At 56.7% G+C, this 2,892-nt stretch carries 2 protein-coding genes; one reads left to right on the forward strand and one right to left on the reverse strand.

Going from position 1 to position 2,892, the window contains the following annotated elements; translation table 11 throughout:
• Positions 1-365: 365 nt before the first annotated feature.
• Complete coding sequence (locus HWX03_RS36580) at positions 366-1,256, reverse strand: hypothetical protein (RefSeq protein WP_175874667.1); 891 nt, start codon at positions 1,254-1,256, stop codon at positions 366-368.
• A 356-nt stretch (positions 1,257-1,612) separates the two neighbouring features.
• On the opposite strand from HWX03_RS36580, the gene HWX03_RS36585 reads away from it, so the two are divergent.
• Positions 1,613-2,566 carry a hypothetical protein gene (locus tag HWX03_RS36585; protein WP_244132875.1) on the forward strand — a complete coding sequence of 318 codons (954 nt, stop codon included), beginning with the start codon at positions 1,613-1,615 and terminating at the stop codon, positions 2,564-2,566.
• Positions 2,567-2,892: the final 326 nt, after the last annotated feature.

Consider the following 2,892-nt stretch of genomic DNA (forward strand, 5'->3'; position numbering starts at 1 on the left):
CTCTTCGTCATTTCTCGGATTCCTTTGCCTGCATTATCGCCGGCTCAGGCCCTGGCCGTTCCACTTATCCGGTTGTCTGAATTCGCGCGGCCACCTCTCACATCCTCTACGCTCAGCTGTCCGATACAGAGCCCTAAGCTATAGAGAAAGTTACCAATAACTATGTTTTCGTACGGGTCCATCCATCTCCCTTGCCCCAAGGCGCATGCTCGCGACTTTCCGAGTCTTGCTGCCCGTAGCGCTGCACGCCGAGTCTCCGGACGTAACGGCGGCGATGGGCGCGTTCTATAGACAAATATTCTGACAATCCCACGTCAACGCGACTTTTCCAGATGGGCTGCGCGCTGCAACTGATAGCGCAAGGCTTACTCGCTTGCATCAGGACTCTCAATACGTGCCCTGGCGCAGGCCCTAGTGACGGCTGCCGCAGCCAGCGTGAGTAGAAATGTGGCGTCTGCGCGCCCATAGCACTCGGTATTCCCTCGGTTGTCGACATGATGCGCGAGGTTTGCATAATGCCGGACCGTTTCAAGAATCACGTGCTCACGTTGAAGCGAAGACATGCCCTCTCGACTCGACTTGTCTCTCCGGTACAGCGTCATTGCTTCCTTTGTAGGCTCGCTGTCGTCAAAGGCCGCTTGAACACTCTCTACAGCTTGCCGGCAGCGCGCAACAACAATGTCATATTCCCCGTTCACGAGGTAACGATTGGCTGTGTGCAGCAACTCAATCGCCGAACGCAGACGAGCACCATTCGGCCCGTTCGGAAGCTGCACGCCCAGCACAATGATGTCGCCGTGACCGAGTTCGCGCAGTAGGCGAGCCCACTCGCTCAGCGGAACTCTGTAAGAAATGTTGTCGTTGATAACCTGATGGCCGTACTCACCATGCCCGCCGGCAATGAGGTTCAGCACCAGTTCGACATTCCCCCCTCTTCGTGCCTCTTCGACAGCGAACATCTGTGCGTCGTTTAAACTAATCGAGAACGTCTGATGCGCCGTGGTCCCGCTCGGACCTGACTTCAAAATCAGGGGACTGTCAGGACAAGCACGTCCCAGCTCGCCACCACCGGAATCTGTTCGCAAACTCAACACGGCGGAATGTATTGCAGCTGAGGCCTGACCAGTTCCTGCTTCCCAAGCCGGTTGCTGAAACTCAACGTTCATTCGAAGCAGACTCGAGCCCAAGGCTTTTGCACCGCTCACGTATGTGATTCGCGCATCCGCAATAATGCGCGCACTGTAACTGAGACTCATGTCGGTCCTTACTTTCAATTACGAGGCCATAGCCGACCTCGTGCCTATTGCTCATCGCGTGACGTGAAAATGACAACTCAACAAGTCAGCAGGTTACAGGTGCTTGATTGCAGTTAAGCCAACGACCGAGTCACACCGGTAGCGACTAGAATATCATTGCACCACCCGGCCGCGTCAGAGCATAGACTGCGCAGAAAACCTACAGCAACAGGTTATAGTGGACTATGTCAGTTGAGCGGCGAATGCGTCGCTTATCACTCAGCGCGTCTATACCTTTACTCTCCTATACTTGCGCCGGAGGCATTGTGACTGTCCACGTACGTTCTGCGATTGTTGTGCTCCTCGTAGGAGGCTTCATGTCGGGTTCCGGGACAACCCTTGCTGAAAGCGCGTGTCCCGCTTTCACCGAGATTCATCTTCCAGGGAAACAGCCGAAGGGAAACAGGTTTGCAACCTTCCCAGGTGGCATCGTCGTATGGGCCGGCAGCCTGAGCACCGACACGGACGGTGCCTCCACTGCCTATCACCCAGAGAATATAGGCAGTTCTAGCCTTTGTGATGGGCTCGACATCTACCGGGCCGGTAGATGCGTTCGCGACGACACCGCCTGCAGGGCTTCAGTTCGCCTGGCGCAGGCTGTCCGGTGGGACCCAGTGAAGTCCCCGGCGTTCTGCGTCTATGGCTTTGCCGCCAACAGCGCGAGAAAGGTTGGAGTCAAGCCTGTCTGGGGCGATGGCCTCGGTAGCGGTCCGCTACCCGTGCAGAAAGAGGGCGACCCAGCTCCGGGTTTTTTCAGTTCGGTGACGGCCTACCCAGTGAGTTCGCCCGACGGCCATGGGGTTCAATACGCGGACGCCGACAGGCTACCCTTTTTGGTGATGCCGTCAAGCCTTACAGGCAAGAGCGGACCGACCGGATATCTGAATGCAGGTGCGATTGTTCGCTTAAGGGACAACCACAATGTCTACGCTCTCGTGGCCGATGAAAACCAATCGCCGGCCGAAATATCCGTTGCCGCAGCGCAACTTATCCACGACCCCTCCCTGAGCAAGCCGACACCCGTAACGGAAGCAGAACTGAGAGGACAAGGCACACCTCCATATCCGTACACTAGAAGCGCTACCACTGGCCGAATCAGGGTTTCAAATAGTGAAGAAGGCCCCTACCTCGTATTCGCGCTCGCTGCACGTCTGGGGCGTGCGACGAGCTATGACCCAAGCAAGGTAAACGACATAGGGGCGCGCGCATTCTCGTCATTTGGTGGGGTGGAAAGTCTCACTGCGTGCGCGAAGCAGTTCTTCGGAGATTGAACCAAGGCCGATAGACTTGGCGCACATGCGTCGCGGAAAATCAATAGGCTGCAGGCCATCGAGCAACCGCATGGCCAAGCGCTCAGTGACAAAAATTGACGCCGGACTGTTGCCCGGTGAGTACGCATGTACGGCCTGCTACTCCACGGCCTCCAGCGTCGGTGTGCAGATGCTTGAGAACACAGCTGCGAGCGGCGACAGTGGCAAATCCGTGTCACGGCACAGACCAACAGAGGTGGCCGCGCGAATTCAGACAACCGGATAAGTGGAACGGCCAGGGCCTGAGCCGGCGATAATGCAGGCAAAGGAATCCGAGAAATGACGAA

Origin of the sequence: Burkholderia sp. BCC0397, assembly GCF_902832865.1 — a bacterium.
Lineage (GTDB): Bacteria > Pseudomonadota > Gammaproteobacteria > Burkholderiales > Burkholderiaceae > Burkholderia.

Coding starts and splice junctions, on each gene's coding strand:
- HWX03_RS36585 (WP_244132875.1), top strand. CDS start 1,613: ATGTCGGGTTCCGGGACAACCCTTGCTGAAAGCGCGTGTCCCGCTTTC.
- HWX03_RS36580 (WP_175874667.1), bottom strand. CDS start 1,256: ATGAGTCTCAGTTACAGTGCGCGCATTATTGCGGATGCGCGAATCACA.